We start from the raw sequence: 24,149 nt of genomic DNA, 5'->3' as shown, positions 1-24,149 counted from the left end.
GCTCCTTAGAGTACTTCTGGTGCCAGAGAGATAATTTTCATGAACTTCTCGGTACGAAGTTCACGAGTTACCGGCCCAAAAATACGCGTACCGATAGGCTGCTCGCTGTTATTGTTCAGAATAACGCATGCATTACCATCGAAGCGAATGACAGAACCGTCCGGGCGACGAACACCCTTCTTGGTGCGCACCACTACCGCCTTCAGCACATCACCTTTTTTGACCTTACCACGCGGAATTGCTTCTTTGATGGTGATCTTGATGATGTCGCCTACGCCTGCGTAGCGACGGTGCGAGCCACCCAGAACCTTGATACACATTACGCGACGTGCACCGGAGTTGTCGGCGACGTTCAGCATAGTCTGTTCTTGGATCATTTTAGTGCTCCGCTAATGTCAACTACTACTGAGACCCGAAAATTAGGGTCGTTAAAAAGCCCCATATCGAGGGCGCGGCATTATAACACCACAAACCAGATATGGGTAGAAAAAATAAACGGCTCATCGCTGAGCCGTTTATCCGTATCGAGAATGCGTACTCTATTACAGAACCGCTTTCTCTACAACGCGAACCAGCGTCCAGGACTTAGTCTTGGACAGCGGACGGCATTCGCGGATTTCAACCTTGTCGCCGATACCGCATTCGTTGTTCTCGTCATGTACGTGCAGTTTGGTCGTACGTTTGATGAATTTACCGTAAACCGGGTGTTTCACCATACGTTCGATAGCAACAACAATGGATTTCTCCATTTTGTCGCTAACTACGCGACCTTGCAGAGTACGGATTTTATCGGTCATTACGCACCCGCCTTCTGAGTCAGTAAAGTCTTAACGCGTGCAACATCACGACGCACTTGCTTCAGCAGATGAGTCTGTTGCAGCTGGCCACTTGCAGCCTGCATGCGCAGGTTGAACTGCTCACGCAGCAGGTTCAGCAGCTCAGCGTTCAGCTCTTCAACGCTTTTTTCACGCAGCTCTTTTGCTTTCATTACATCACCGTCTTAGTTACAAAGGTGGTTTTGATCGGCAGTTTCGCTGCTGCCAGGCCGAATGCTTCACGGGCCAGCTCTTCCGGTACACCGTCCATTTCATACAGGACTTTACCCGGCTGAATCAAGGCAACCCAGTACTCCACGTTACCTTTACCTTTACCCATACGAACTTCCAGCGGCTTCTCGGTGATCGGTTTGTCCGGGAATACACGGATCCAGATCTTACCTTGACGCTTAACTGCACGGGTCATAGCACGACGTGCTGCTTCGATCTGACGTGCAGTCAGACGACCACGGCCAACAGCTTTCAGACCGAAAGTGCCGAAGCTAACATCCGTACCCTGCGCCAGACCACGGTTGCGGCCTTTGTGCACTTTACGGAATTTTGTACGCTTTGGTTGTAACATCAGCGACGCTCCTTATTTACGGCCTTTACGCTGCTGCTTTTTAGGTTGAGCAGCCGGTTCCGGTTGTTCAACAGCAGCCATACCACCCAGGATCTCACCTTTGAAGATCCATACCTTAACGCCGATTACACCGTAAGTGGTGTGCGCTTCAGAGGTGTTGTAGTCGATGTCAGCACGCAGAGTGTGCAGCGGTACGCGACCTTCACGGTACCATTCGGTACGTGCGATTTCCGCGCCGCCCAGACGGCCGCTAACTTCAACTTTGATACCTTTAGCGCCCAGACGCATTGCGTTCTGTACAGCACGCTTCATCGCACGACGGAACATAACGCGACGTTCCAGCTGAGAAGTGATGCTGTCAGCAACCAGTTTTGCGTCCAGTTCAGGTTTACGAACTTCGGCGATATTGATCTGTGCAGGTACGCCAGCGATATCCGCTACGACCTTGCGCAGTTTTTCTACGTCTTCGCCTTTCTTACCGATAACGATACCCGGGCGAGCGGTGTGAATGGTCACACGGATGCTCTTAGCCGGACGCTCGATAACGATGCGAGATACAGACGCTTTAGCCAGTTCTTTAGTCAGGAACTGACGTACTTTAAAATCGCTGTCCAGGTTGTCAGCGAATTCTTTGGTGTTCGCGAACCAGGTAGAGTTCCATGGTTTGACAATACCCAGGCGAATACCATTAGGATGTACTTTCTGACCCATTGCTAGTCTCCAGAGTCTCAGCGATCGGACACAACCACAGTGATGTGGCTGGTGCGCTTCAGGATGCGATCTGCACGACCTTTAGCACGCGGCATAATGCGCTTCATGCTCGGGCCTTCGTCTACGAAAATTTTCGCAACTTTCAGATCATCAATGTCAGCGCCATCGTTGTGTTCAGCGTTAGCAATGGCAGATTCCAGTACCTTCTTGACCAGTACAGCAGCTTTTTTGTTGGTGTAGGTCAGAATATCCAGGGCCTGCGACACTTTCTTACCGCGAATCAGGTCAGCAACAAGGCGAACCTTCTGAGCAGAAGAACGAGCATGGCGATGTTGAGCTAAAGTTTCCATCTCTTCCTCCTACCTTATTTCTTCTTCGCTTTTTTATCAGCAGCGTGGCCGCGATAAGTACGAGTCGGTGCGAATTCACCCAGTTTGTGACCGACCATTTCGTCGGAAACAAATACTGGAACGTGCTGACGACCATTATGGACAGCGATGGTCAAACCGATCATGTTAGGAAAGATCGTTGAACGACGGGACCAAGTGCGCAGGGGCTTCTTGTCTCCGCTTTCCACCGCTTTCTCTACCTTCTTCAGCAAGTGCAGGTCAATAAAAGGACCTTTCTTGAGAGAACGTGGCATGGCTTATCCTCTAAAATTATTTGCTACGGCGACGTACGATGAATTTATCAGTACGCTTGTTGCTGCGGGTCTTCTTACCTTTGGTCTGCAGGCCCCACGGGGATACCGGGTGCTTACCAAAGTTACGACCTTCACCACCACCATGTGGGTGGTCTACTGGGTTCATCGCAGTACCGCGAACGGTAGGACGAACACCACGCCAGCGTGCAGCACCTGCTTTACCCAGAACGCGCAGCATATGCTCAGCATTGCCAACTTCGCCCAGAGTCGCGCGGCAGTCTGCTTCGACTTTACGCATTTCACCAGAACGCAGACGCAGGGTGACATAAGCACCGTCACGAGCAACGATCTGAACGTAAGTACCAGCGGAACGAGCCAGCTGACCGCCTTTACCTGGTTTCATTTCTACGTTATGAACGGTAGAACCAACCGGGATATTGCGCATCGGCAGGGTGTTGCCTGCTTTGATTGCAGCATCAACGCCAGACTGAATCTGGTCGCCAGCTTTCAGGCCTTTCGGGGCCAGGATGTAACGGCGCTCGCCGTCTTTGTACAGAACCAGCGCGATGTTCGCGGAGCGGTTCGGATCGTACTCAAGACGTTCAACAACTGCCGGGATACCATCTTTGTTGCGTTTGAAGTCAACAATACGGTAAGCCTGCTTGTGGCCACCACCGATATGACGGGTGGTGATACGGCCATTGTTGTTACGACCACCGGATTTGCTGTTTTTTTCCAGCAACGGAGCAAAAGGTTTGCCCTTGTGCAGCTCTGGGTTAACCACTTTAACGACGTGGCGACGACCCGGAGATGTCGGTTTACATTTAACAACTGCCATTGTATTACTCCTCCGACTTACTCAGCGCCGCCAACGAAGTCCAGGTTCTGGCCTTCTTTCAGGGTGACGTAAGCTTTTTTCCAGTCGCTACGACGACCGATACGCTGTCCGTGACGTTTAACTTTCCCTTTAACAACCAGGGTGTTAACGACTTCGACTTCGACTTCAAACAGTTTCTGCACAGCAGCTTTGATTTCTGCTTTGGTCGCGTCTTTAGCAACTTTGAGAACGATGGTGTTTGTTTTTTCCATCGCAGTAGACGCTTTTTCAGAAACGTGCGGTGCGCGCAGCACCTTCAGCAGACGTTCTTCACGAATCATGCCAGCATCTCCTCAACTTGCTTAACAGCATCAGCAGTCATTACGACTTTGTCGAAGGCGATCAGGCTAACCGGGTCGATACCGTTCGCATCACGTACGTCAACCTTGTGCAGGTTACGTGCGGCCAGGAACAGGTTCTCGTCCAGCTCACCGGTGATGATCAGCACATCTTCCAGAGCCATGTCTTTCAGTTTCTGTGCCAGCAGCTTAGTTTTCGGCGCTTCAACAGAGAACTTCTCGACAACGATCAGACGATCCTGACGTACCAGCTCGGACAGAATGCTTTTCAGCGCGCCGCGGTACATCTTCTTGTTAACTTTTTGACTGTGGTCCTGCGGACGAGCAGCGAAGGTCACGCCACCGGAACGCCAGATCGGGCTCTTGATAGAACCAGAACGCGCACGGCCGGTACCTTTCTGGCGCCACGGTTTTTTACCGGAGCCAGTGATTTCAGCACGAGTCTTCTGAGCACGAGTGCCCTGACGCGCACCAGCTGCATAAGCAACAACAACCTGGTGAACCAGCGCTTCGTTGAAATCACGACCGAAGGTAGTTTCGGAAACAGTCAGCGCGCTCTGCGCGTCTTTCAATACTAATTCCATTGCTATCTCCTCACGCCTTCACAGCTGGTTTAACGATCAGGTCGCTACCGGTCGCACCCGGGACAGCACCTTTAACCAGCAGCAGGTTGCGCTCAGCGTCAACACGTACTACGTCCAGGCTCTGAACGGTTACACGCTCATTACCCAGCTGACCTGCCATTTTCTTGCCTTTGAACACTTTGCCCGGAGTCTGGTTCTGACCGATAGAACCCGGAACGCGGTGAGACAAGGAGTTACCGTGAGTAGCGTCCTGGGTACGGAAGTTCCAGCGCTTAACGGTACCAGCAAAACCTTTACCTTTAGAGGTACCGGTTACGTCAACTTTTTTAACGTCAGCAAACAGTTCAACGCTAATGTTCTGACCTACGGTGAATTCTTCGCCGTCAGCCAGACGGAATTCCCACAGACCACGGCCAGCTTCAACGCCAGCTTTAGCGAAGTGACCCGCTTCCGGCTTGGTTACACGGTTAGCTTTTTTAGCACCGGTGGTAACCTGGATTGCGCGGTAGCCATCGTTAGCCAGGTCTTTAACCTGAGTAACACGGTTTGCTTCAACTTCGATTACGGTTACTGGGATAGAAACGCCATCTTCAGTGAAGATGCGGGTCATGCCCACTTTTTTACCGACTAAACCAATCATTGTTTCAACCTCTCAATCGCTCGATGACCTGATTAACCCAGGCTGATCTGCACGTCTACACCGGCAGCCAGATCCAGACGCATCAGAGCATCAACGGTTTTTTCAGTTGGCTCAACGATGTCAACCAGACGCTTGTGAGTGCGAATTTCGTACTGGTCACGCGCGTCTTTGTTGACGTGCGGGGAGATCAGAACGGTAAAGCGCTCTTTGCGGGTCGGCAGCGGGATCGGACCACGGACTTGCGCACCAGTGCGCTTAGCAGTCTCGACGATTTCCGCGGTTGATTGATCGATCAGACGATGATCAAACGCTTTCAGGCGGATACGGATTCTTTGGTTCTGCATGAGACCAGAGCTCCAATTATTTTATAGACGAAATGATTACTCCTCATACCCATTACGATTGATGGGAGAGTGTAACCGTTCTTACATAGTCCCCCGATTGGGGACATTGTTTGATAACCCAACTGCGATTACCAGGGTTCATATTGAACCGGCCGTCAACTTTGACAGGCCCGCGCATTATACGCAAATTCTGGCGCGACGCAAGTGCTGTTTAGAAAATCATCACCAGGATTTGCGCGCCTTTGCGATAGCGCGCTGTACAGGGCTGTAATGCGGAGAAAGAGTGCGGATTGTGTCATCCATTCCCGGAAAATGCCCTCTGTATTGAACGGGAGATGATGCGCATAGTGACGCAATGTTCATCGATCACTGCGGGGTCACTTATGCTCGCCGCCCTCCCCTTCTTGCTGTGCTATAGCGGACTGACCGTGGCCTTATGCCACCAGGACCTACGCCACGGTCTGTTGCCCGATCGTTTCACCTGCCCCCTGCTATGGAGTGGTTTACTTTTTTATCTCTGTCTGGCGCCGCGCCAGCTGCATGATGCCGTCTGGGGAGCAATAGCCGGCTATCTCTCTTTGGCTGCGCTTTACTGGCTATACCGCGGGATCCGCGGTTATGAAGGGTTGGGGTATGGAGATATAAAATATCTTGCCGCCCTCGGCGCCTGGCATGGCTGGCGAATGCTGCCGCAGCTGCTACTGGTAGCATCGCTTCTCGCCTGCGCAGTGTGGGCAGTATCAGGTTTGTACGCGAGATGCGGCAGGGGCAGTAAATGGAGAAGAAGCAACCCGCTGCCGTTTGGGCCATTTCTGGCGGCCGCGGGTTTCTGGTGCGGGTGTCAGACGCTGGCTAATCTGACACTTTGATCTGCGACTGCAGGTAATTTTGCAGACCGATTTTGCCGATCAGATCGAGTTCGGTTTCCAGCCAGTCGATATGGCCTTCTTCATCCGCCAAGATCTCAATCATCATGTCGCGGCTAACGTAGTCATGAACGCTGTCGGCATAGGCGATCGCCTCGCGCAAATTTTGCGCTCCTTCCAGCTCCAGTCTTAGATCCGACTGCAGCATCTCTTCCACATCTTCACCGATGCCAAGCTTGCCGAGATCCTGCAGATTAGGGATACCTTCGAGAAAAAGAATACGTTCGATATACTTATCGGCGTGCTTCATTTCGTCGATGGATTCGTGGTATTCGATATCGTTGAGGCGCATCAGGCCCCAGTTTTTGAACATTCTCGCATGGAGAAAATACTGATTAATTGCGACCAGCTCATTTCCCAATAATTTATTGAGATAACTTATGATTTTGACATCACCTTTCATTATATAGTCCCTCCGCTTCCACTCATTGAAGCGTAGTCCGGCCTATAGCGATGTCAAAAGAGAAGCGTGGACTTCAGGCGATTTCTTTGAATTCCGGCATGGTGGTTAATTCATCTTCCATCACTTCGCGCGCCGCACGAACACATTTACCGCATTGATTTCCAACGGGAATAAACTTACGTAATTGCTGAAAAGACTGCGGTTGAAACTGACGAACAACCTGGCGAATTTTTTTATCACTGACGCCATTGCACAAACAAACGTACATAGAAACTCCCGTTCAATTTATGCACAAATATTAAATGAGAATGGTTATGATTACAATAGACCATTTACGCATTCTCCGCCGCAGCGCACGTTATGAATAGGCTGTTAAATACCCATACCCTCTGAACGACAGACAGCAAAAAGGGCGCCGAAGCGCCCTTTTTAATTCAAAGCTAACGAATTAGCCCAGAACTTTAGCTACAACGCCCGCGCCAACGGTACGACCGCCTTCACGGATTGCGAAACGCAGACCATCGTCCATCGCGATCGGGTGGATCAGGGTAACAACCATTTTGATGTTGTCGCCCGGCATTACCATCTCTACGCCTTCCGGCAGTTCGATGGTACCAGTCACGTCAGTAGTACGGAAGTAGAACTGCGGACGGTAGCCTTTGAAGAACGGAGTATGACGGCCGCCTTCGTCTTTGGACAGGATGTACACTTCAGATTCGAACTTGGTGTGCGGGTTGATGGTGCCCGGCTTAGCCAGTACCTGACCACGTTCGATTTCTTCACGTTTGATACCACGCAGCAGAACACCTACGTTCTCACCAGCACGGCCTTCGTCCAGCAGTTTGCGGAACATTTCAACGCCAGTACAGGTGGTTTTCGCGGTTTCTTTGATACCAACGATTTCAACTTCTTCACCTACTTTGATGATACCGCGCTCTACACGACCGGTAACAACGGTACCACGACCGGAGATGGAGAATACGTCTTCGATCGGCAGCAGGAACGGCTTGTCAATCGCACGCTCTGGTTCCGGGATATAGGTATCCAGGTGGCCAGCCAGTTCGATGATTTTCGCTTCCCACTCTGCGTCGCCTTCCAGCGCTTTCAGAGCAGAACCACGAACGATCGGAGTGTCGTCGCCCGGGAAATCGTACTGAGACAGCAGTTCACGAACTTCCATCTCAACCAGTTCCAGCAGCTCTTCGTCATCAACCATGTCGCATTTGTTCAGGAACACGATGATGTACGGAACGCCTACCTGACGACCCAGCAGGATGTGCTCACGAGTCTGCGGCATCGGGCCGTCAGTCGCAGCAACAACCAGGATCGCGCCGTCCATCTGCGCAGCACCGGTGATCATGTTTTTAACATAGTCGGCGTGGCCCGGGCAGTCTACGTGCGCGTAGTGGCGAGTCGGGGTGTCATATTCAACGTGAGAGGTGTTGATGGTGATACCACGAGCTTTTTCTTCCGGCGCGTTATCGATCTGGTCGAATGCGCGAGCGGAACCACCGTAGGTTTTAGCCAGAACGGTAGTGATGGCAGCAGTCAGGGTAGTTTTACCATGGTCAACGTGGCCGATAGTACCAACGTTGACGTGCGGTTTTGTACGTTCAAATTTTTCTTTAGACACGGCTATATTCCTTACTATAGTGCTCTCCCCTTCGGAGAGAGCACGGGACTTAGGTTTTAATCCTGTGGATTATTTACCACGGGCTTCAATAACGGCCTGAGCAACGTTGTTCGGCGCATCATCATACTTCAGGAATTCCATGGTGTATGATGCACGACCTTTGGTCAGAGAACGCAGCTGAGTTGCATAACCGAACATTTCGGACAGCGGTACTTCAGCGTGGATCTTAACGCCGGTTACTTCGGATTCCTGACCGCGCAGCATACCGCGACGACGGCTCAAGTCACCGATAACGTCACCAGTGTTCTCTTCCGGAGTTTCTACTTCAACCTTCATGATCGGCTCAAGCAGAACTGGTTTTGCTTTCTTAAAGCCTTCTTTAAAGGCAATAGACGCAGCCAGTTTAAACGCCAGCTCAGAGGAGTCAACGTCGTGGTAAGAACCGAAGTGCAGACGGATACCCATATCCACTACCGGGTAACCTGCCAGCGGACCCGCTTTCAGCTGTTCCTGGATACCTTTATCAACGGCCGGGATGTATTCGCCAGGAATTACACCACCTTTGATGTCGTTGATGAACTCGTAACCTTTCGGGTTAGAGCCCGGCTCCAGCGGGTACATGTCGATCACAACGTGACCGTACTGACCACGACCACCAGACTGCTTGGCGTGTTTACCTTCGATATCGGTAACTTTCTGGCGAATCGCTTCGCGGTAAGCAACCTGAGGTTTACCGACGTTCGCTTCAACGTTGAATTCACGCTTCATACGGTCAACGATGATGTCGAGGTGCAGCTCACCCATACCGGCGATAATAGTCTGGTTAGACTCTTCGTCAGTCCATACACGGAAAGACGGGTCTTCTTTAGCCAGACGACCCAGAGCCAGACCCATTTTTTCCTGGTCAGCTTTGGTTTTCGGCTCAACGGCGATGGAGATTACCGGCTCAGGGAATTCCATACGCTCCAGAATGATCGGCGCATCCGGGTCACACAGGGTGTCACCAGTGGTTACGTCTTTCAGACCGATAGCAGCAGCGATGTCGCCCGCGCGAACTTCTTTGATCTCTTCACGTTTGTTAGCATGCATCTGTACGATACGACCGAAACGCTCACGTGCAGCTTTCACGGAGTTCAGGACGGTATCACCAGAGTTAACCACACCGGAGTACACGCGGAAGAAGGTCAGGTTACCAACAAACGGGTCGGTAGCGATTTTGAACGCCAGTGCAGAGAACGGCTCTTCGTCGCTTGCGTGACGCTCAGCCGGAGTATCTTTACCGTCGTCCAGGATACCGTTGATCGCCGGAACATCGATCGGGGATGGCAGGTAATCAATTACCGCATCCAGCATCGCCTGAACACCTTTGTTCTTGAACGCAGAACCACAGGTTACCAGGATGATTTCGTTGTTCAGAACGCGCTGACGCAGAGCTTTTTTGATCTCTTCTTCAGTCAGTTCTTCACCACCCAGGTATTTTTCCATCAGCTCTTCAGAAGCTTCAGCTGCGGATTCGATCAGGTTCTGGTGCCATTCGTCAGCCAGATCCTGCATGTCAGCCGGGATATCTTCGTATTCGAAGGTTACGCCCTGGTCTGCATCGTTCCAGTTGATGGCTTTCATTTTCACCAGGTCAACAACGCCGGTGAAACCTTCTTCAGCACCAATTGCCAGCTGCAGCGGAACCGGGTTCGCGCCCAGACGGGTTTTGATCTGACCAACAACTTTCAGGAAGTTAGCGCCCATGCGGTCCATTTTGTTAACGAACGCGATGCGCGGAACTTTATATTTGTTTGCCTGACGCCATACGGTTTCAGACTGCGGCTGAACACCACCAACTGCGCAGTAAACCATTACCGCACCATCAAGAACACGCATGGAACGTTCTACTTCGATAGTGAAGTCAACGTGCCCCGGGGTGTCGATGATGTTTACACGGTGCGGTTCATACTGTTTGGCCATACCAGACCAGAATGCAGTAGTCGCAGCGGAAGTGATGGTGATACCACGTTCCTGCTCCTGCTCCATCCAGTCCATGGTAGCGGCGCCGTCATGAACTTCACCGATTTTGTGGTTTACACCGGTGTAGAACAGAATACGTTCGGTAGTAGTGGTTTTACCGGCGTCGATGTGCGCACTGATACCGATATTACGGTAGCGTGCGATGGGTGTTGTACGAGCCATTTGATTCCTCGTTTATTTCTTTAGGCGTTCAGTTAAGTTATCCAGAGCGGGCGACTCATCTGAAGCGCCCGCCTGGTGACTATGACTCCGAAGGGATTACCAACGGTAGTGTGCGAACGCCTTGTTGGCTTCGGCCATACGGTGAACGTCTTCACGTTTCTTAACTGCAGTACCTTTGTTGTCTGCAGCATCAGTGAGTTCGTTCGCCAGGCGCAGAGCCATGGATTTATCACCGCGTTTACGAGCAGCTTCAACGATCCAACGCATTGCCAGGGCATTACGACGAACCGGACGAACTTCAACTGGAACCTGATAAGTAGAACCACCTACGCGGCGGGACTTAACTTCGACAGTCGGGCGCACGTTTTCGAGCGCAACTTCGAAGGCTTCCAGTTCAGATTTACCAGAGCGCTGAGCCAGGGTCTCCAGCGCGCTGTATACGATAGTTTCTGCAGTAGATTTTTTACCATCTACCATCAGGATGTTGACAAATTTAGCCAGCAGTTCTGATCCGAACTTCGGATCCGGCAGAATTTTACGCTGACCAATGACGCGACGACGTGGCATGGAAATACTCCGTTGTTAATTCAGGATTGTCCAAAACTCTAAGAGTTTAGTATGACATTAAGATAAATCAGTTTGGCCTTACTTAACGGAGAACCATTAAGCCTTAGGACGCTTCACGCCGTACTTGGAGCGAGCCTGCTTACGGTCTTTAACGCCGGAGCAGTCAAGCGCACCACGAACGGTGTGGTAACGAACACCCGGAAGGTCTTTAACACGACCGCCACGGATCAGGATCACGGAGTGCTCCTGCAGGTTGTGACCTTCACCACCGATGTAGGAGGTGACTTCGAAACCGTTAGTCAGACGCACACGGCAAACTTTACGCAGTGCGGAGTTCGGTTTCTTAGGAGTGGTGGTATATACGCGAGTACATACGCCACGTTTCTGCGGGCAGGCTTCCAGCGCTGGCACGTTGCTCTTTGCAACTTTGCGCGCGCGTGGTTTGCGTACCAGCTGGTTAATTGTTGCCATTAAATAGCTCCTGGTTTTAGCTTTTGCTTCGTAAACACGTAATAAATCGCCTCATATATTATGAGGACGCAGAATTTTAGGGCGGTGCCGAAAAGGTGTCAAGAAATATACAACGATCCCGCCATCACCAGGCCAACTGACCGGCATGTTTGACCGTGAGTCTGACGAAATCAGTATAGCTAACCCTGCCGACACTGTCCGCAATTTGACCAGCGAGCCCGCGGGCGTCAACGTCGTCTTGCAGCACGTATAGGGTTATGGGGGCGGATTGCAGGATCTCAAGGAAGCGCCCACCGGCGATGGCCGCCGTGACGCCGTCAGACAGCAGTACCAAATCGTCGCCATGCTCCATCAAACGAAGCATCGCTGCGATATCGGCATGCCAGGGAGAAACACTGAGCGTATGGAGCATGGTGGCCTCAGAAACGCAAAATCACATCAAATTCATGCAGGCGGGCGCGCAGGGCATCCGGCGCCAGGCATTCGACATCCACCACCCACGGGGTCGCGGGGTCCAGGCCGCGCTCGCGCGCTGAGTCGGCGCACAGCCAGCACTGGTCGATATCATATAGCGACAGTAATTTAAAGGTGGCGATGTAATCGCGGGCCAGTACAGCGCCAGGCCGTTGTTCGGGCAATAGCTGAAACACGCCGTCGCCAACAAAAAAAACGCCAATCTCGTCAGTGAGGGCTGAGGTGGCTAATAAGGCATCAAGGCCTTCCCTGCCGGCGGCGCTGCCGTGCGGTGCGGAGGTAAATACAAAAGCCACACGTTTCATCAGAACTGTACCATCCGATCGCAAGTGAGCGCGGCTTCCGCCAGCGCGCCGAGTCCGCTAAGCGTAAAGCCCGGCTGCAGGTTGTGGCCAGGCAGAGCGAGCTGTTGCGCTTCACGCTCGTCTGTTACGCCGCGACGCAGGGCCGCCGCCACGCAAATATGCAGCTCGACGCCATGTTCATTGTGGAGTGATTGCCACCCGCGCACCAGATCGAACTCATCGCTGGCAGGCGCCGTCAGTTGGTTAGCGTTAAGCACGCCTTCGCGATAGAAAAAAACGCACGCCAGCTCATGACCTTCCTGCAGCACGGCCTGGGCAAACTGCCAGGCGCTGCTCGCCTGCTGGGTCCCATAGGCAGGGCCGGTCACCGTAAGGGCAAAACGCATTACTTATCCAGCCCCTGGAAATCGCCGCTTTTGAACTGGCGAATATAGAGGTAGACGGTGTGCTTGGAGATGTTCAGACGATCGGCCACCTGGTTAATGGCGTCTTTAATGTCGAAGATCCCTTTCTCATAGAGATTCAGCACGATTTGACGGTTTTTAGCATTGTTGGACACGCTACGATCGGCATTCACCTCTTCAATGGTAAATTCCAGGGTCTGGGCGACCAGATCGTCAACCGAGGAAGCAAAGTTCACCGGCGAGTTAACCTCAGGTGTTTCTGGTGGAATGAAGGTGCTCATGATCTGCGAAAACGGCACATCCAGATTCATGTTGATACACAACAAACCAATCACCCGGTGATCGCGGTTGCGGATGGCAATCGTCACCGATTTCATCAGTACACCGCTTTTGGCGCGGGTAAAGTAGCATTTGGAAACGCTGCTATCGGCGCCCGTCATATCGTGCAGCATGCGCAGCGCAAGATCGGTAATCGGTGAACCGATTTGGCGGCCGGTATGTTCACCATTGGCGATACGGATGGCAGAGCATTTCAGATCCTGCAAAGAATGCAGCACGATTTCACAGTGCGAACCGATGAGCATCGCCAACCCGTCCACCACCGCTTCATAAGATTTGAGAATATCGAAATCGGTCTGGTCAAAGGGACGTTGATCCAGCAGGTCAAGCTCGCTGGTTTCATTGGTTAAAAGCGACCTGGACATGAAAAAAAGCACTCCTTTTCAGGAGCCTGTCGTTATTGTCAGGGCAGGCTCATCATCATTATTAAGCTATCTAAAGTAATACAGCGCCTGAGGATCTTTCCAGTTTTAATTATATCTGCGCTCAATAAAAAAGCCGCCGCCTCTGACGAGACGGCGGCCTGAAGCCGATTACTTCTTAGCGTCAGCTTTCGCGTCTGCGGCTTTCGTTTCACCAGCTGCTTCCGGCTGAGCATCTGCCTTCGGTGCCGGTTTGATATCCAGCAGTTCTACATCAAAGACCAGCGTAGAGTTGGCCGGAATACCCGGGACGCCAGTTTTGCCGTAGGCCAGATCTGGCGGAATGACCAGCTTGATTTTGCCGCCTTTCTTGATGTTCTTCAGGCCTTCAGTCCAGCCCGGGATCACACCGTCGAGACGGAAAGAGAGCGGCTCGCCGCGAGTATAAGAGTTATCAAACTCTTTACCGTCGATCAGCGTACCTTTGTAGTTAACCACGACGGTGTCGCTGTCTTTCGGCGCATCGCCAGTACCTTCTTTCTCGACTTTATACAGTAGACCCGTTTTCGACGTTTTCACGCCCTTCTCTTTGGCAAAGCTGTCACGGAACGCTTTACCTTTGGTTTCGTTCTCAGTCGCGTCTTTTTCCATTTTCTGCTGAGCGGCGGTCTTTACGCGCGTTTCAAAGGCCTGCAGAGTCTGTTCGATCTCCTGGTCGGACAGCTTGCTCTTATCGGCAAAGGCGTCCTGTACGCCGGCGATCAGCTGGGCTTTATCCAGCTTAATGCCCAGCTTTTCTTGTTCTTTCAGAGAGTTTTCCATGTAACGCCCCAGGGACGCGCCCAGCGCATAGGCCGATTTCTGATCGTCATTTTTAAATGCCGATTTACTCTCAGCCGCCGGGGCTGCCTTCGCCGCCGTATCTGCAGCAAAGGTCAGCGGTGCATTCAGGGCGACGGCCATTGTGGTCGCCAGCAGCGTTACTTTAAACAGTGATTTCATCCATTTCTCCAGGGCCGGGGCCTCTCACCCCAGGGTTATCGTAAAAAGCAAAAAACGTACTATAGAACGTTGCCGTAAAAATCTACATACGGACGTTCCTGAATATCGCCTCTTTTAGGACTATTTTTGTATGAATAAGTTTCCTGTACGGCGCAGCGATGCTGCGCGCACAGAGAAACTTAAGTAGAATCCGCCCGCAGGATCAGACTAAAGAGGTTACCCATGCACGATAGCACATTAGAAACGCGCCTTGCGGAGCTGGAAAGCCGGCTGGCGTTTCAGGAAATCACCATCGAAGACCTCAATAAAACCGTGACCGCCCACGAGATCGAGATGGCGAAAATGCGCGAACATATGCGTCTGATGATCGAGAAGCTGAAGGCAACTCAACCTTCCCATATCGCCTCCCAGGCGGAAGAGACGCCACCGCCACACTATTGAGGCGTAAAAAAAGCGGGTTTCCCCGCTTTTTTGTGGTCTTCGTGCCGAAGCGCAAAGATTAGTGGCAGCCGCAGCCACCGTGGCCGCCGCAGCCGCCTTTACCATGGTCGTGGCCATGGTCGTGACCATGACCGCCGCAGCAGCCATCGTGACCATGATCGTGGTCGTGGTCATGGCCATGCGCGCCGTGCACGTGACCGTGCTCCAGTTCTTCAGCGGTTGCTTCGCGGATGGCGACGACTTCCACATTGAACTTCAGGTTCTGGCCAGCCAGCATGTGGTTGCCATCAACCACAACGTGGTCATCTTCAACTTCAGTGATTTCTACTGGTACCGGACCCTGATCGGTTTCCGCCAGGAAGCGCATGCCAACCTGCAGTTCATCAACGCCCATAAAGACGTCTTTCGGTACACGCTGCACCAGATTTTCGTCATACTGGCCGTAAGCGTCGTTAGCGCCGACAGCTACGTCAAATTTGTCGCCCACTTCGTGGCCATCCAGCGCGTTTTCCAGGCCGGAAATCAGGGAGCCGTGACCGTGCAGGTAATCCAGCGGCGCGCTTACCGGAGACTCATCAACCAACACACCGTCTTCTGTACGTACCTGATAGGCCAGGCTGACCACCAGGTCTTTTGCTACTTTCATGATATCTCCTGAGATGGGAAGAATAGTGGCGCAGATTGTAGCGGAATTCTGCTGCCGTGTACCCTTTAGCTTAAAAAAAGCCGACGGATAACGCTAGTCGGGATGAAAAATGCCAATCACCTGCTCCTCTTTGCGTACATGCTCACGGGCTTCTTTATCCGCCTCACGCATTTGGTGACCGCAATTAACGCATTCAACGACATCGACATTATTCTCACGCCACATCGCCAGCGAATCCTGCGCCTGGCACGCCGGACATTTCGCCCCGGCAATAAAACGTTTACGCACTGCCATATGATTTACCTTTATTCAAACTCGTCCCAGCCGTCCAGCTGCCGGCTTTCTTTCTGCATTTCACGCTGAAAAATTTCTTCCAGTTCGCGCCGGGCTTCCCGCACGCGTGATATCTGTACCGTATCAGTATGCACCGGCATTAACTCACGCAGCATTCGCATATCAAGCCGTCGGAAGTGCAACTGCGCGCGCTGCGCCTGGTGAGGATGCATCCCCAGAGTGATGAGCGCTTTGCGCCCCAGCTCCAGCGCACTGGAGAAGGTTTCACGAGAAAACTGCGTCACGCCGGCCTGCAGCAGCTCATGCGCCTCAACGCGCCCGCGAGCGCGGGCCAGAATATGCAGATGTGGAAAGTGTTGTTGACACATTTCCACCAGCCGCATGGTGTCTTCTGGCTCATTACAGGTGATGACGATCGACTGCGCCTCTTCCGCTCCCGCCGAGCGCAGCAGCTCCAGCTGGGTGGCGTCGCCAAAATAGACTTTATAGCCATAGTTGCGCATCAGATTCACCGCGCTGATGTCCCGCTCCAGTACCGTAATACGCATCTTATTGGCCATCAGCAGGCGACCAATGACCTGGCCAAACCGACCAAACCCGACAATAATCACCTGCGGCTTGTCATCCTCCACCCACGGGGCCTCATCGGTATCGTCCACCGGATTCAGGCGTCGCGACAGTATCTTATCAATTCCTTTCATCAGCAGCGGCGTGGTCATCATCGACAAGGTGACGGTTACCAGCAGCAGCGCCATCTGGTCGTGCTGAAACAACCGCTGAGAGGCGGGCAGCGAAAAGAGGACAAACGCGAACTCGCCGCCCTGGCTTAATACGCCCGCAAACTGCATCCGCTCGGAACTTCGCAAGCCATAGAGACGGGCCAGCAGATAAAGCACCAGCATTTTTACCGCCACCAGCACCGCCACGCTCACCCCCACCCACAGCAGATGGGTGTACAGCACGCCGAGGTTCAGCGCCATGCCGACGGAGATAAAGAACAGCCCGAGCAGCAACCCCTTGAACGGATCGATAGCGATTTCCAGTTCGTGGCGATACTCGCTTTCCGCCAGCAGCACGCCGGCGATAAAGGTGCCCAGCGCCATCGACAGCCCCAGCGCCTCCATAAACAGGGCAGATCCGAGGACTAACAGCAGCGTGGCGGCAGTGAATACTTCCCTGACCCCCGAGCTGGCGATAAAGCGGAACACCGGCCGCAGCAGATAACGTCCGCCAATCAGCATCCCGGCAAACGCCAGAACCTTCATGCCGACCGTCAGCCAGTTCACATGCTCGTCCGCTGAACCGGCCAGCAGGGGCACCAGCGCCAGCGCCGGGATCACCGCCAGATCCTGAAACAGCAGCACCGAAAAACCTAACTGCCCCGCTTCGCTGCGGCTCATTCCCTTCTCGCGCATCAGCTGCAGCGCCATCGCGGTGGAAGACATCGCCAGGCCGATCCCGCCGACCACGGCCGCCTGCCATGAAAACCCGGTCGTCATCAGCAGGCCACCGAGGATCGCGGCGCTGAGCATCACCTGCGCCGCACCAACGCCGAAGATAGAGCTTCGCAGTCGCCATAGCTTGGCCGGATTCAGCTCCAGGCCGATGATAAACATTAGAAACACCACGCCAAGCTCAGAGAAATGGAGAATTTCATCCACATCGCTGATAAACCCGAGCCCCCATGGGCCAATGGCGATCCCGGCCAGCAGATAGCCCAGCACTGCGCCAATCCCCAGTCTTGACGCCAGAGGAACGGCGATGACAGCCGCGAACAAAAACAGCACCCCAGCCAGCAGCAAATCAGATCCCGCCATGGACACCTCCGGCGGCAACAGGATTGGCCAGCCAGTCCCGGTAGGCCCGGGCGCGGCTGCGCAACTCCTCTGGCTGTTGTCGCCGGGCCCAGTAGACGATAATGGGGCTCATCCAGTGCATACGGCACATACCGGCAGTCAGTTCAAAAGGACGTAAAATATCGTTCATTGGATAACGATTGGCATCGCGACGGTAGGCGCTCTCAGGCTCGCCGGTGGTGATCACACTACGCCAGTACTTTCCCGCCAGTTGGTTCCCCCCAGCGCCGCTGGCGAAGCCGCGGCTTAAGACACGATCCAGCCACTCCTTGAGCAGCGCCGGGCAGCTCCAGGTGTATAAAGGATGCTGGAACACAATCACCTCATGCTGGCGCAACAGGTCCTGTTCATGAGCGATATCGATAAAAAAATCCGGATAGTGCGCGTAGAGATCGTGCACGGTGACGTTCGGCAACTGTAAGGCCGGCTCTAATAAGACCCGGTTGGCCACGGAATCCTGAGATTCTGGGTGGGCATACAGCAGCAACACTTTCGCTGTCTGAGACATCATTCCCCTCCCGTAGGTCTTCTGGCGGCCTGCACAGCCCCGGCGTTTTGACACAGCCAGAATGACTTTGTGTATCGTCTTCGTTTTGGGCTACCATGGCGGCCCGGTGAAGCGATTCGCTTCCACACTACATTATCATAATGACAAATTAACATAGTCTGAACATACGGCGCCTTATGATTGTTTTCTCCTCGTTACAAATTCGTCGCGGCGTACGCGTCCTGCTGGACAACGCCACCGCTACCATCAATCCTGGCCAAAAGGTCGGTCTGGTGGGTAAAAACGGCTGCGGGAAATCGACGCTGCTATCGCTTTTGAAAAACGAGATAAGCGCTGACGGCGGCAGTATGACCTTTCCCGGTAACTGGCAGCTGGCCTGGGTGAATCAGGAAACCCCGGCGCTACCGCAGCCGGCCATCGATTATGTCATTGACGGCGATCGGGAATACCGCCAACTGGAGGCCGCGCTCCAGCTGGCTAACGAACGCAACGATGGCCATGCTATCGCCACCGTCCACGGTAAGCTGGACGCCATCGATGCCTGGACCATCCGTTCCCGCGCCGCCAGCCTGCTGCACGGTCTGGGTTTCAGCAATGAACAGCTTGAGCGGCCGGTCAGCGATTTTTCCGGCGGCTGGCGTATGCGCCTTAACCTCGCCCAGGCGCTGATCTGCCGCTCCGACCTGCTGCTGCTCGATGAACCGACTAACCACCTCGACCTTGATGCAGTGATCTGGCTGGAGAAGTGGCTGAAGGGCTACACGGGGACGCTGATCCTGATTTCCCACGATCGCGATTTCCTCGATCCTATCGTCGATAAAATTATCCATATCGAACAGCAGACGATGTTTGAGTACACCGGCAACTACAGTTCGTTTGAAGTGCAGCGCGCCACCCGCCTCGCTCAGCAGCAGGCGATGTACGAAAGCCAGCAACAGCGCGTTGCGCATCTGCAAAGCTATATCGATCGCTTCCGCGCCAAAGCTACCAAAGCCAAGCAGGCGCAGAGCCGTATTAAAATGCTGGAGCGGATGGAGCTCATCGCCCCGGCGCATGTGGATAACCCGTTCCACTTCAGCTTCCGCCAGCCGGAGAGCCTGCCTAACCCACTGCTGAAGATGGAGAAAGTCAGCGCTGGCTACGGCGAGCGTATTATCCTCGACTCCATCAAGCTTAACCTGGTGCCGGGGTCGCGTATCGGCCTGCTGGGCCGCAACGGCGCCGGGAAATCGACGCTGATTAAGCTGCTGGCTGGCGAACTCCAGCCCATGAGCGGCGAGATCGGCCTCGCCAAAGGCATCAAGCTCGGCTACTTCGCCCAGCATCAGCTGGAGTTCCTGCGCGCCGATGAGTCGCCGCTGCAGCACCTGGCGCGCCTGGCGCCGCAGGAGCTGGAGCAGAAGCTGCGCGATTATCTGGGCGGCTTTGGCTTCCAGGGGGATAAGGTCAGCGAAGAAACCCGCCGCTTCTCCGGTGGAGAAAAAGCGCGCCTGGTGCTGGCCCTGATTGTCTGGCAGCGCCCTAACCTGCTGCTGCTCGATGAACCGACCAACCACCTTGACCTCGATATGCGTCAGGCCTTAACCGAAGCGCTGATCGACTTTGAAGGGGCGCTGGTGGTCGTATCGCACGATCGCCACCTGATCCGCTCCACCACCGACGATCTGTACCTTGTTCACGATGGTAAAGTCGAACCGTTCGACGGCGATCTGGAAGATTATCAGCAATGGCTCAGCGACTCGCAAAAACAGGAGTCCCAGAGCGGCGAGGCGCCAAAAGAGAGCGGCAATAGCGCCCAGGCGCGCAAAGACCAGAAGCGTCGGGAAGCGGAGCTACGCAGCCAGACCCAACCGCTGCGCAAAGAGATCGCCCGTCTGGAAAAAGAGATGGATAAGCTCAACGCGCAGCTGGCCAGTGCAGAAGAGAAACTTGGCGACAGCGAACTCTACGACGCCTCGCGTAAAGCGGAACTGACTGAATGCCTGCAGCAGCAGGCCAGCGCGAAATCCGGGCTGGAGGAGTGCGAAATGGCCTGGCTGGAGGCACAGGAGCAGCTGGAGCGCATGCTTCAGGAAGGCTAATCACTTCTTCCTCATCCTGCCTGCGTCTGCGATGCCGCTGGCAGGATGGGTTTCTGCCCGCCCGTGGTCTGGTCATCAGTGACATCAATGGTTTGTTTTTGGTGTAACCTGAACCCACTGACCACATATTGGCTAACTCCTGCGCGCCCTGCGCGGTATAGTCATCATCACGTTTATTAATTGTTCTGGTGCTATGGTTGAAATCATCCCCACAGACATGACGCCCCCCGAAAACGATTCGCGTGAGTTCCATCCGATGCGCGGCGTGGGCAATCGTCATCTGCAAACCATGCTGCCGCGGCTGATCCGCCGTAAATTGCGCTTCACTCCGCACTGGCAGCGCCTTGAGCTGCCAGACGGCGATTTTGTCGATCTCGCCTGGAGCGAAGATCCGTACCAGGCGCGCCATAAGCCGCGCCTGGTCGTCTTTCACGGCCTGGAAGGCAGTCTGCACAGCCCGTACGCCCATGGCCTGATGCACGCGGCGATGCAGCGCGGCTGGCTGGGCGTAGTCATGCATTTTCGCGGCTGCAGCGGCGAACCTAACCGCAATAACCGCATTTATCACTCCGGCGAAACGGAAGATGGCACCTGGTTTCTGCACTGGCTGCAGCGTGAGTTTGGCCCCGCGCCGACCGCGGCCGTCGGCTATTCGCTGGGCGGCAATATGCTGGGCTGCCTGCTGGCAGAAGAAGGCGACCGCTGCCCGCTGGATGCCGCGGTGATCGTTTCCGCGCCTTTCATGCTGGAAGCCTGCAGCTATCATATGGATAAGGGCTTCTCGCGGGTTTATCAGCGCTATCTGCTCAATCTGTTAAAAGCCAACGCCTCACGCAAGCTGAAAGCGTATCCTGGCTCGCTGCCCGTCGATTTACGCCAGCTCAAAGGGATGCGCCGCATCCGGGAATTTGACGATATGATCACCGCCAAGATCCATGGCTTTGCCGATGCGCTGGATTATTACCGGCAATGCAGCGCCATGCCGCGGCTGAGCGATATCACTAAGCCGACGCTAATTATTCACGCGAAAGACGATCCGTTTATGGATCACCACTCTATTCCGCCGCAGGAGCAACTGCCGGCGAACGTAGAGTATCAATTGACCGAACAAGGCGGCCACGTTGGCTTCGTCAGCGGCACTCTGCGTAAACCGGAAATGTGGCTGGAAAGACGCATTCCCGACTGGTTAAACCGCTGGCTGGAGGTTCCCGCATGATTATTCCCTGGCAGGATCTGGATCCCGAAACGCTGGATAACCTGATTGAAAGCTTTGTGTTACGTGAAGGCACCGATTATGGTGAACATGAACGTTCACTTGCCGATAAAGTCGCCGATGTAAAACAGCAGCTGAAACGCGGAGAAGCGGTCCTTGTGTGGTCGGAACTGCATGAGACGGTCAATATTATGCCGCGTGCGCTGTTTAACGGCTAAGGCGACGCCACTACATCGTTTAACCAGGGAGTTGTTATGTCTGCCAAACATCCGGTGATCGCCGTCACGGGCTCCAGCGGCGCGGGCACTACCACCACCAGCCTTGCCTTTCGCAAAATCTTCGCGCAGCTAAACCTGCATGCCGCGGAAGTGGAAGGCGACAGCTTTCATCGCTACACCCGCCCGGAAATGGACATGGCGATCCGTAAGGCGCGGGATCAGGGCAAACATATCAGCTACTTTGGCCCGGAGGCGAACGACTTCGGCCTGCTGGAGCAGACCTTTGTCGACTATGGCCGCCACGGAAAAGGCCAGTCGCGGAAATACCTGCACACCTATGACGAAGCCGTGCCGTGGAATCAGGTGCCGGGGACCTTCACTCCCTGGCAGCCACTGCCGGAGCCGACAGACGTGCTGTTCTATGAGGGGCTGCACGGCGGGGTTGTCACGCCGCAGCATGATGTCGCCAGCCATGTCGACCTGCTTGTCGGGGTGGTGCCTATCGTTAACCTCGAGTGGATCCAAAAGCTTATTCGCGACACCAGCGAACGCGGCCACTCCCGGGAGGCGGTGATGGACTCGGTCGTCCGCTCGATGGAAGATTACATCAACTTCATTACGCCGCAATTTTCCCGCACCCACATCAACTTTCAGCGCGTGCCGACGGTGGACACCTCCAACCCGTTTGCCGCCAAAGCGATCCCCTCGCTGGACGAGAGCTTTGTGGTGATCCATTTCCGCAATCTGCAAAATATCGACTTCCCCTGGCTGTTGGCGATGCTGCAGGGGTCGTTTATCTCGCACATGAACACCCTGGTGGTGCCGGGCGGTAAAATGGGGCTGGCGATGGAGCTTATCATGACGCCGCTGGTCGAGCGCCTGATGGAAGGCCGTAAGATAGGCTAAAAGAAAAAACCCCGGCCAGGAGGCCGGGATTGAGATTCGATACAACACCAGGCGAAGACTACGCCTCGATCACTTCATAGGAGTGGGTGATCTTCACCGCTTTTTCCAGCATCAGCGCCACTGAACAGTATTTCTCTGCCGACAGATCCACCGCCCGGGAGACCGCGGCATCTTTCAGCGCTTTACCGGTGACGATAAAGTGCAGATTAATATGCGTAAACAGACGCGGAGCCTCTTCGCGACGCTCGGAGGTCAGCTTCACTTCGCAATTGGTCACGTCGTGACGACCTTTTTGCAGAATGGAGACCACATCGATCGCGCTGCAACCGCCCGCCGCCATCAGCACCATCTCCATCGGGCTGGGAGCCTTATCCCCGGAGTTGCCGTCCATCAGAATCTGGTGTCCCGATGCGGACTCCCCGATAAAGGTTAACCCTTCTACCCATTTCACACGCGCTTGCATAAAATTTAACTCCAGTATCGCAATATTCCTGTCAGATTACGCGCACATAACAATTCTCGCAACGGAAGGCGACCTGCGTCATGCTGAAGCGAGACACCAGGAGACATGCGGCGAAAGCTATGCTAAAACAGTCTGGATGCTACAGTAATACATTGATGTACTGCATGTATGCAGAGGAGTTCACATTACGGGCTGTCGAAAAATCATCAGCCAGCTTCCCAGGTATAGGGAAACAATACGATTGCATGCCCGGACGCCGTGTAGTGTCGGCGCCCGGAGATAGCTTATAACAGAGGATAACCGCGCATGGTGCTTGGCAAACCGCAAACAGACCCTACCCTTGAATGGTTCTTGTCTCATTGCCACATTCATAAGTACCCATCAAAGAGCACGCTGATCCACCAGGGTGAGAAAGCAGAAACGCTGTACTACATCGTTAAAGGCTCCGTGGCTGTACTCATCAAGGATGAAGAAGGTAAAGAGATGATCCTCTCCTACCTCAACCAGGGCGATTTCATCGGTGAATTAGGCCTGTTTGAAGAGGGTCAGGAGCGTAGCGCCTGGGTACGGGCGAAAACCGCATGTGAAGTGGCCGAAATCTCTTATAAGAAATTCCGTCAGCTGATCCAGGTGAACCCGGACATTCTGATGCGTCTCTCTTCGCAAATGGCTCGCCGTCTGCAGGTCACGTCTGAGAAAGTGGGCAACCTTGCCTTCCTCGACGTGACGGGCCGTATCGCCCAGACGCTGCTGAACCTGGCGAAGCAACCGGATGCCATGACCCACCCGGACGGTATGCAAATTAAAATTACCCGCCAGGAAATTGGTCAGATCGTCGGCTGCTCTCGTGAAACGGTTGGCCGTATTTTGAAAATGCTGGAAGATCAGAACCTGATTTCCGCGCACGGTAAAACCATCGTCGTCTACGGCACCCGTTAAGTTGCTAAGCGGCGTATT

General features: G+C 54.0%; 35 protein-coding genes. 7 read left to right on the top strand and 28 right to left on the bottom strand.

The window, feature by feature from the left end:
- Positions 1 to 5: 5 nt before the first annotated feature.
- The 12 genes from rplN to rpsJ form a co-directional block, all read right to left on the bottom strand.
- Entirely contained in the window at positions 6 to 377 is a 372-nt protein-coding gene (gene rplN / locus LGL98_RS02070; RefSeq protein WP_002919748.1) for a 50S ribosomal protein L14, read from the bottom strand.
- Positions 378 to 542: 165 nt separating this feature from the next.
- A complete protein-coding gene (gene rpsQ / locus LGL98_RS02065; RefSeq protein WP_002919751.1) occupies positions 543 to 797 on the bottom strand; it encodes a 30S ribosomal protein S17 in 255 nt (84 codons plus the stop codon).
- Positions 797 to 988, bottom strand: coding sequence for a 50S ribosomal protein L29 (gene rpmC, locus LGL98_RS02060; RefSeq protein ID WP_002919754.1), 192 nt, complete (start codon positions 986 to 988; stop codon positions 797 to 799). The genes rpsQ and rpmC overlap by 1 nt, the downstream gene beginning before the upstream one ends.
- Positions 988 to 1,398, bottom strand: coding sequence for a 50S ribosomal protein L16 (gene rplP / locus LGL98_RS02055; protein WP_002919759.1), 411 nt, complete (start codon positions 1,396 to 1,398; stop codon positions 988 to 990). The genes rpmC and rplP overlap by 1 nt, the downstream gene beginning before the upstream one ends.
- Positions 1,399 to 1,410: 12 nt before the next feature.
- Complete coding sequence (gene rpsC, locus LGL98_RS02050) at positions 1,411 to 2,109, bottom strand: 30S ribosomal protein S3 (RefSeq protein WP_002919766.1); 699 nt, start codon at positions 2,107 to 2,109, stop codon at positions 1,411 to 1,413.
- A gap of 17 nt (positions 2,110 to 2,126) precedes the next feature.
- Entirely contained in the window at positions 2,127 to 2,459 is a 333-nt protein-coding gene (gene rplV, locus LGL98_RS02045; RefSeq protein WP_002919773.1) for a 50S ribosomal protein L22, read from the bottom strand.
- Positions 2,460 to 2,473: 14 nt separating this feature from the next.
- Positions 2,474 to 2,752, bottom strand: coding sequence for a 30S ribosomal protein S19 (rpsS, locus tag LGL98_RS02040; RefSeq protein ID WP_001138115.1), 279 nt, complete (start codon positions 2,750 to 2,752; stop codon positions 2,474 to 2,476).
- Positions 2,753 to 2,768: 16 nt separating this feature from the next.
- A complete protein-coding gene (rplB, locus tag LGL98_RS02035) occupies positions 2,769 to 3,590 on the bottom strand; it encodes a 50S ribosomal protein L2 (RefSeq protein WP_002919786.1) in 822 nt (273 codons plus the stop codon).
- Between the two features lie 17 nt (positions 3,591 to 3,607).
- Positions 3,608 to 3,910, bottom strand: coding sequence for a 50S ribosomal protein L23 (gene rplW, locus LGL98_RS02030; RefSeq protein ID WP_000617546.1), 303 nt, complete (start codon positions 3,908 to 3,910; stop codon positions 3,608 to 3,610).
- A complete protein-coding gene (rplD, locus tag LGL98_RS02025) occupies positions 3,907 to 4,512 on the bottom strand; it encodes a 50S ribosomal protein L4 (protein ID WP_002919794.1) in 606 nt (201 codons plus the stop codon). Before rplD ends, rplW begins: the two co-directional genes overlap by 4 nt.
- Positions 4,513 to 4,522: 10 nt before the next feature.
- Positions 4,523 to 5,152 carry a 50S ribosomal protein L3 gene (gene rplC, locus LGL98_RS02020; RefSeq protein ID WP_002919796.1) on the bottom strand — a complete coding sequence of 210 codons (630 nt, stop codon included), beginning with the start codon at positions 5,150 to 5,152 and terminating at the stop codon, positions 4,523 to 4,525.
- Between the two features lie 32 nt (positions 5,153 to 5,184).
- Positions 5,185 to 5,496, bottom strand: a complete 312-nt coding sequence (gene rpsJ / locus LGL98_RS02015; RefSeq protein WP_001181005.1) for a 30S ribosomal protein S10 — start codon at positions 5,494 to 5,496, stop codon at positions 5,185 to 5,187.
- A 383-nt stretch (positions 5,497 to 5,879) separates the two neighbouring features.
- Here rpsJ and LGL98_RS02010 point away from each other — a divergent pair, with 383 nt between their 5' ends.
- Positions 5,880 to 6,365 carry a prepilin peptidase gene (locus tag LGL98_RS02010; protein WP_136033074.1) on the top strand — a complete coding sequence of 162 codons (486 nt, stop codon included), beginning with the start codon at positions 5,880 to 5,882 and terminating at the stop codon, positions 6,363 to 6,365.
- Here the strand turns inward: LGL98_RS02010 and bfr are convergent.
- The 11 genes from bfr to fkpA all read right to left on the bottom strand — a co-directional run bounded on the left by bfr (position 6,349) and on the right by fkpA (position 14,566).
- On the bottom strand, positions 6,349 to 6,825 hold the full coding sequence (gene bfr, locus LGL98_RS02005) for a bacterioferritin (protein ID WP_004206792.1): 477 nt from the start codon (positions 6,823 to 6,825) through the stop codon (positions 6,349 to 6,351). The genes LGL98_RS02010 and bfr overlap by 17 nt on opposite strands.
- A gap of 73 nt (positions 6,826 to 6,898) precedes the next feature.
- A complete protein-coding gene (gene bfd, locus LGL98_RS02000) occupies positions 6,899 to 7,093 on the bottom strand; it encodes a bacterioferritin-associated ferredoxin (RefSeq protein ID WP_025713648.1) in 195 nt (64 codons plus the stop codon).
- A gap of 180 nt (positions 7,094 to 7,273) precedes the next feature.
- Positions 7,274 to 8,458 (bottom strand): elongation factor Tu, encoded by a 1,185-nt coding sequence (tuf, locus tag LGL98_RS01995; protein WP_004174069.1) that lies wholly within the window; start codon positions 8,456 to 8,458, stop codon positions 7,274 to 7,276.
- A 69-nt stretch (positions 8,459 to 8,527) separates the two neighbouring features.
- Positions 8,528 to 10,642: an elongation factor G gene (fusA, locus tag LGL98_RS01990; RefSeq protein ID WP_136033635.1), complete on the bottom strand. Its 2,115-nt coding sequence runs from the start codon at positions 10,640 to 10,642 to the stop codon at positions 8,528 to 8,530.
- A gap of 96 nt (positions 10,643 to 10,738) precedes the next feature.
- Complete coding sequence (rpsG, locus tag LGL98_RS01985) at positions 10,739 to 11,209, bottom strand: 30S ribosomal protein S7 (protein ID WP_002920113.1); 471 nt, start codon at positions 11,207 to 11,209, stop codon at positions 10,739 to 10,741.
- 96 nt (positions 11,210 to 11,305) lie between these two features.
- Positions 11,306 to 11,680, bottom strand: a complete 375-nt coding sequence (gene rpsL, locus LGL98_RS01980; RefSeq protein WP_002920115.1) for a 30S ribosomal protein S12 — start codon at positions 11,678 to 11,680, stop codon at positions 11,306 to 11,308.
- A 124-nt stretch (positions 11,681 to 11,804) separates the two neighbouring features.
- The gene (gene tusB / locus LGL98_RS01975; protein ID WP_136033637.1) at positions 11,805 to 12,092 is read right to left on the bottom strand and encodes a sulfurtransferase complex subunit TusB; all 288 of its coding nucleotides are present in this window, start codon (positions 12,090 to 12,092) and stop codon (positions 11,805 to 11,807) included.
- Positions 12,093 to 12,099: 7 nt separating this feature from the next.
- Positions 12,100 to 12,459 (bottom strand): sulfurtransferase complex subunit TusC, encoded by a 360-nt coding sequence (gene tusC, locus LGL98_RS01970; RefSeq protein WP_136033638.1) that lies wholly within the window; start codon positions 12,457 to 12,459, stop codon positions 12,100 to 12,102.
- Positions 12,459 to 12,845, bottom strand: a complete 387-nt coding sequence (tusD, locus tag LGL98_RS01965) for a sulfurtransferase complex subunit TusD (RefSeq protein ID WP_136033640.1) — start codon at positions 12,843 to 12,845, stop codon at positions 12,459 to 12,461. Before tusD ends, tusC begins: the two co-directional genes overlap by 1 nt.
- Complete coding sequence (locus tag LGL98_RS01960; protein WP_002920130.1) at positions 12,845 to 13,567, bottom strand: helix-turn-helix transcriptional regulator; 723 nt, start codon at positions 13,565 to 13,567, stop codon at positions 12,845 to 12,847. Before LGL98_RS01960 ends, tusD begins: the two co-directional genes overlap by 1 nt.
- Positions 13,568 to 13,735: 168 nt before the next feature.
- A complete protein-coding gene (gene fkpA / locus LGL98_RS01955) occupies positions 13,736 to 14,566 on the bottom strand; it encodes an FKBP-type peptidyl-prolyl cis-trans isomerase (protein WP_136033644.1) in 831 nt (276 codons plus the stop codon).
- 222 nt (positions 14,567 to 14,788) lie between these two features.
- Between fkpA and LGL98_RS01950 the strand changes: the two genes are divergently transcribed.
- Positions 14,789 to 15,007 (top strand): protein SlyX, encoded by a 219-nt coding sequence (locus tag LGL98_RS01950; RefSeq protein WP_002920136.1) that lies wholly within the window; start codon positions 14,789 to 14,791, stop codon positions 15,005 to 15,007.
- A 58-nt stretch (positions 15,008 to 15,065) separates the two neighbouring features.
- Here LGL98_RS01950 and slyD read toward each other — a convergent pair whose 3' ends face one another.
- The 4 genes from slyD to kefG form a co-directional block, all read right to left on the bottom strand.
- Positions 15,066 to 15,653 (bottom strand): peptidylprolyl isomerase, encoded by a 588-nt coding sequence (gene slyD, locus LGL98_RS01945; RefSeq protein ID WP_002920140.1) that lies wholly within the window; start codon positions 15,651 to 15,653, stop codon positions 15,066 to 15,068.
- 93 nt (positions 15,654 to 15,746) lie between these two features.
- Positions 15,747 to 15,947, bottom strand: a complete 201-nt coding sequence (locus LGL98_RS01940; protein ID WP_136033646.1) for a YheV family putative zinc ribbon protein — start codon at positions 15,945 to 15,947, stop codon at positions 15,747 to 15,749.
- 11 nt (positions 15,948 to 15,958) lie between these two features.
- A complete protein-coding gene (gene kefB / locus LGL98_RS01935; protein WP_136033648.1) occupies positions 15,959 to 17,764 on the bottom strand; it encodes a glutathione-regulated potassium-efflux system protein KefB in 1,806 nt (601 codons plus the stop codon).
- Positions 17,751 to 18,314: a glutathione-regulated potassium-efflux system ancillary protein KefG gene (kefG, locus tag LGL98_RS01930; RefSeq protein WP_025711911.1), complete on the bottom strand. Its 564-nt coding sequence runs from the start codon at positions 18,312 to 18,314 to the stop codon at positions 17,751 to 17,753. The genes kefB and kefG overlap by 14 nt, the downstream gene beginning before the upstream one ends.
- A gap of 173 nt (positions 18,315 to 18,487) precedes the next feature.
- Here kefG and LGL98_RS01925 point away from each other — a divergent pair, with 173 nt between their 5' ends.
- The 4 genes from LGL98_RS01925 (at position 18,488) to LGL98_RS01910 (ending at position 22,729) form a co-directional block, all read left to right on the top strand.
- On the top strand, positions 18,488 to 20,392 hold the full coding sequence (locus LGL98_RS01925) for an ABC transporter ATP-binding protein (protein WP_136033651.1): 1,905 nt from the start codon (positions 18,488 to 18,490) through the stop codon (positions 20,390 to 20,392).
- Positions 20,393 to 20,648: 256 nt separating this feature from the next.
- Positions 20,649 to 21,608: a hydrolase gene (locus tag LGL98_RS01920; RefSeq protein WP_244609887.1), complete on the top strand. Its 960-nt coding sequence runs from the start codon at positions 20,649 to 20,651 to the stop codon at positions 21,606 to 21,608.
- Entirely contained in the window at positions 21,605 to 21,823 is a 219-nt protein-coding gene (locus tag LGL98_RS01915) for a YheU family protein (protein ID WP_002920151.1), read from the top strand. Before LGL98_RS01920 ends, LGL98_RS01915 begins: the two co-directional genes overlap by 4 nt.
- A 36-nt stretch (positions 21,824 to 21,859) precedes the next feature.
- Positions 21,860 to 22,729 carry a phosphoribulokinase gene (locus LGL98_RS01910; protein WP_002920153.1) on the top strand — a complete coding sequence of 290 codons (870 nt, stop codon included), beginning with the start codon at positions 21,860 to 21,862 and terminating at the stop codon, positions 22,727 to 22,729.
- 58 nt (positions 22,730 to 22,787) lie between these two features.
- Here LGL98_RS01910 and LGL98_RS01905 read toward each other — a convergent pair whose 3' ends face one another.
- Entirely contained in the window at positions 22,788 to 23,192 is a 405-nt protein-coding gene (locus LGL98_RS01905) for an OsmC family protein (RefSeq protein WP_023291180.1), read from the bottom strand.
- A 306-nt stretch (positions 23,193 to 23,498) separates the two neighbouring features.
- Here LGL98_RS01905 and crp point away from each other — a divergent pair, with 306 nt between their 5' ends.
- Positions 23,499 to 24,131: a cAMP-activated global transcriptional regulator CRP gene (gene crp / locus LGL98_RS01900; protein WP_000242758.1), complete on the top strand. Its 633-nt coding sequence runs from the start codon at positions 23,499 to 23,501 to the stop codon at positions 24,129 to 24,131.
- Positions 24,132 to 24,149 lie beyond the last annotated feature (18 nt).

The organism is Klebsiella africana (assembly GCF_020526085.1).
GTDB lineage: Bacteria > Pseudomonadota > Gammaproteobacteria > Enterobacterales > Enterobacteriaceae > Klebsiella > Klebsiella africana.
This window is presented reverse-complemented; position numbering and strand designations above follow the sequence as displayed.